Genomic DNA, 3739 nt, shown 5'->3' with positions numbered 1-3739 from the left:
TTAGATGTATCATACTGAGCCTGTTGATCTAGTAGTCGTCTTGGTATCAAGTGATCGACTATGAGTTGCCCCTTATCCCATGCCCTACCGTCTACGCCATCGAGGTAACCGTCTCTCTGCTTCACATACTCGGCAATCTTTGTCCAAGGTTTGCTCTGGTAGAAACCATCATGTAATTCTTGACGCTTAGTATTGTCGTAGTCTTGTGTTGCCTCTCTGAGTTGCTGTTGCCCTCTCAGTGTCTTTGCACTTAGCTCTTGGCTCTTTATTCGTTCTTTATTGAAACGTTGCATACGAGCTTCATAATGCTTCTGACAGTAGTCATACTTTAACGGGATGAGTTCGGTACATCGAACCTCAGCACATCTATGCATTCTCATAACGTTCTCCCTATCTAGCCGTCTCAATATCCGTAATTCATCATCACCAGATACCAAGCCATAATCTTTATCTCTTCTCATAACTACACAACTCCCACCACCTTTCATTGCAAAATAAAAACGCCTGAACTTAATCAGATGTTATTTCCTATATGCTTCTTTAAATTCAGGGCTGTAAAAACGATAATCGCATATAAACCATGATGAATTCATTTTCTTAAAATCAAGACTTGAATAGCCATCATACTTACCTGTTTTCATTTGAGCCCTTACTTTTCTATTTTGGATTTTGTGCCGTGAGTTACGTCTATCTTTATCAACAAAATACGGCTTCTTATAACTTCTAGACATACCACTACCTCAAAATAAAAAGGCAACAATCAAATGATCGCTACCTGTATGTATGCGACCATCAAAAATGATGGTGCCAAAATTCATTACTTAGTCCGCGGTGCTACAACTACCCAATCACTTGCTAACATGTCTGTTTGACTAGCCAACCAAGGAACTCGTGACTTAGGAGCCGAGCCATTATCAGTGATCAAACCAGTTGTATCAATGTAGATAAACTCTTGCGTCATAAACTCGCCTGTCGGTTTGTGCAATCCAATATAGATACCACTACCATTCCAGCCCTTACGAGCCACACACTTTCCTAACCGAAGTAATTCTAGTGCCTTACCAAAATCAACGCCTGATACCTTATCCATATTGATACTCCTATCTGATTGCAAAATAAAAGAGCCGATATTTCTATCAGCTCTCTGTTATCTAATTTTTGAACAATATCATAATATAACGGTTTTGCTCCACCGTGCCTACAATGAAACTACAGCTTACCTACAATTTATAAACTGTGCTATTTGGGTCAAAATCTTCCGGCTTACTCTGATCCTTTAGTCCTTCAATAACGAATACTCGTAAATCTTCTGTGTCAGCAAACGCCCAAGCAAATTGTAGAAATGCCTCTCTAACAAGTTGATAACCACGGCTTTCGGAATAACCCATTCGAGTGAATATTTTATCCCACTTAACCATCTTGAAATACTTCAATTCGACAATATCTCGATGCGGATACTTCATTGTCCTACACGCTTCAATAATTTCATTCAGGATTACGTCAGCGTAGGCATGGTTAGTTAGCTTCTCATCTGTCGTGTTATCAATACTTCGACTTGAAGGCATACCGCTTATAATCGGCGACTTCACATCAACGTATGATTTATGTGCCATTCTTTGAATTGTTGGAAATTCTTTATCAAAAAAATACCTAACTTTTTCAACTGTTCTTGCTTCGTCTATTTCTGGTAACAGTGCCACAACCTACGCCCTCCATGATAAAATAAAGTTACTGGTTTTATTTCGTATGGCGCTGACTTCGGTTGGCGCTTTTTTACATTTCATTCAAAAATAAGAAGAAAAAAATTGTACCAACAACGGCTACGAAAGTCACTAAAGCTAAAATTGCGCTAAACTCTCTTATTAAAGCAATGATATATGCAAAGCCAATAACCACTCCTGTCGTCAAAAACAATCCGATCGTTAGCAAAAACGCCTCTAAATACCTATTCATTGTCCCCTCCATCCAATGCTTGAATACGTCCCAAAAGATTATCTAATTCATCTGGGGTTAAGCGACCCACTACATCGTCAGTGATATCAGTCGAATAATCTATGTCCCAAGAACCATCTTTGTTATATCTAATTACCGCTAATTCTAGCCCGAATGATCCGGGCCCATAAATCACTGATGCTCCAAACGAATTTTCGAACTTATACCTAGTTCGTTGCAATCCCCCTTCGTCAGCTCGTACATCGATAAATGAGTCATACTTTTTCGAGTCTACAATTCTTTTAGTCATTATCATCATTCCCGCCTTTTTTATTTTGTAATTGCTGAAATAACTTTCTGTATTCTTTTGTAAGTTCTTGATATTGGGAAGTTTTTGACTCCTCGATCTCGATCAATTCAGATTGAAGCTCAATAATATGAGTGTTAAGTCCGTCCATTAAAGCAAGCATCACCGAATATACAAAGACAGCAATAACTGCAAATATCCGCATCCATTTTGCTCCAGAGTTACCAATGAATGCCACGCATAACCACATGAATAGCGTATTTATTAGAATGTCATATCTGTTTAGCCAACTAAGTGCCTTTTTAACTTTGTTTACTACCATTACCACATCCCACTCCTTAATCTATAAACGCAAATATTAATGTGACTCCAAGACCTGAAATAGCTAAATTTAGGCCTATATTAGATAGAGTCTCCGTTGTATTCGATTTCCACTTACCTTGCCTCACTACTGCTAGTGTGCTAATAGCACCCCCAACAATTGCAAAAATATTTCCAACCAACATACCCATTAATCAACTACCTCGTTAGTCCTTTCGGTTATCAATCCCCAACTCCCAAACACAAATAGTGCTCCGCCAACGATCAGCATTGCTCTAATCACCCAAGGAGCAATAATCCATAAAATCATCTAAATACAAGCTTTGTGGTCTTTTCACTTTCGGCCATTTGTAGTTTTAATAAATAATCAAGAACAATTTATCATTTAAATCTAACCATTTATTAAATTTGTGCATCTTCCGCTCTTAGTAATTCATCTAGCGACTTGCGCCTAGCCTCCCTCGGGACAAACTTTCGAATATCAATGTCACTGTAGCCAATTTGTAGTTTGTTCTTTGTAACCAATAACGGACGTTTTAACATTGTCGGGTCATCCCAGACTGCCTTAGCCAAGTCTTGAACGCTTATTTCATCGGTATAGCGCGTTAATCGCTTAAATGCGTCTGATCTAGTCGAAATTATATCTTTAATCCCACTCTCAGTAAGACCAATTATGTGCATCAGTTCTGTCTCTGTAATCTGATGAACATTTAGGCTTACCTCAAAAAACGGCACGCTATTAGCCTTTAACCAAGCCACTGCTTTCCGACAAGAACTACAACTGGTTGTCGTATAAATCACAACCGTACCATCATCTACCTTTGCCATTTGCCCCAGTCCTTCCGTCGCTTGTCCATCTGATAAACATTCTTCCAATCATCAAATTTTGACTGATCCATTTTTTACGCCTCCTTTCATCAAAACGCTTGAATACGTTTATCCTTCAAATTCTGAAAACTAAACGCTCTATCCCTGCTGACTCCTCTTAACAATCGGCTAACAGTCCTTGCCTCGTATGTGCGCCTCAATTCATCACTACTGTAGTTAGTCGTGATGATCGTTCTAGTTCTGGAGTCCATTAAGTCAGTCAACAACTCTTGCGAGAAATCCGTAACATTCTCACTGCCAACATCGTCCAAAACCAGCAAATCAACACTAGCCAATAATCGCAACATATTT

At 38.9% G+C, this 3739-nt stretch carries 8 protein-coding genes and 1 pseudogene; all 9 read right to left on the bottom strand.

What is annotated here, in order from left to right; translation table 11 throughout:
* The coding region (locus ESZ50_RS11135; RefSeq protein ID WP_148623980.1) for a hypothetical protein at window positions 1-461 on the bottom strand (461 nt) is incomplete at its 3' end.
* 60 nt (window positions 462-521) lie between these two features.
* A complete protein-coding gene (locus ESZ50_RS11130; protein ID WP_148623978.1) occupies window positions 522-731 on the bottom strand; it encodes a hypothetical protein in 210 nt (69 codons plus the stop codon).
* 86 nt (window positions 732-817) lie between these two features.
* Window positions 818-1090 carry a DUF2829 domain-containing protein gene (locus tag ESZ50_RS11125; RefSeq protein ID WP_148623977.1) on the bottom strand — a complete coding sequence of 91 codons (273 nt, stop codon included), beginning with the start codon at window positions 1088-1090 and terminating at the stop codon, window positions 818-820.
* A 130-nt stretch (window positions 1091-1220) separates the two neighbouring features.
* A complete protein-coding gene (locus tag ESZ50_RS11120) occupies window positions 1221-1700 on the bottom strand; it encodes an ArpU family phage packaging/lysis transcriptional regulator (protein WP_148623975.1) in 480 nt (159 codons plus the stop codon).
* Between the two features lie 73 nt (window positions 1701-1773).
* On the bottom strand, window positions 1774-1953 hold the full coding sequence (locus tag ESZ50_RS11115) for a hypothetical protein (RefSeq protein WP_148623973.1): 180 nt from the start codon (window positions 1951-1953) through the stop codon (window positions 1774-1776).
* Complete coding sequence (locus ESZ50_RS11110) at window positions 1946-2242, bottom strand: hypothetical protein (protein WP_222860817.1); 297 nt, start codon at window positions 2240-2242, stop codon at window positions 1946-1948. Before ESZ50_RS11110 ends, ESZ50_RS11115 begins: the two co-directional genes overlap by 8 nt.
* Complete coding sequence (locus ESZ50_RS11105) at window positions 2235-2567, bottom strand: hypothetical protein (protein ID WP_148623971.1); 333 nt, start codon at window positions 2565-2567, stop codon at window positions 2235-2237. Before ESZ50_RS11105 ends, ESZ50_RS11110 begins: the two co-directional genes overlap by 8 nt.
* Window positions 2568-2962: 395 nt before the next feature.
* Window positions 2963-3388 (bottom strand): Spx/MgsR family RNA polymerase-binding regulatory protein, encoded by a 426-nt coding sequence (locus tag ESZ50_RS11100; RefSeq protein ID WP_148623969.1) that lies wholly within the window; start codon window positions 3386-3388, stop codon window positions 2963-2965.
* An 89-nt stretch (window positions 3389-3477) separates the two neighbouring features.
* Window positions 3478-3739 (bottom strand): annotated as a pseudogene (locus tag ESZ50_RS11785) (ATP-binding protein); the annotation flags it as partial.

The organism is Weissella muntiaci (genome assembly GCF_008107635.1).
Taxonomy (GTDB): domain Bacteria; phylum Bacillota; class Bacilli; order Lactobacillales; family Lactobacillaceae; genus Weissella; species Weissella muntiaci.
This window is presented reverse-complemented; position numbering and strand designations above follow the sequence as displayed.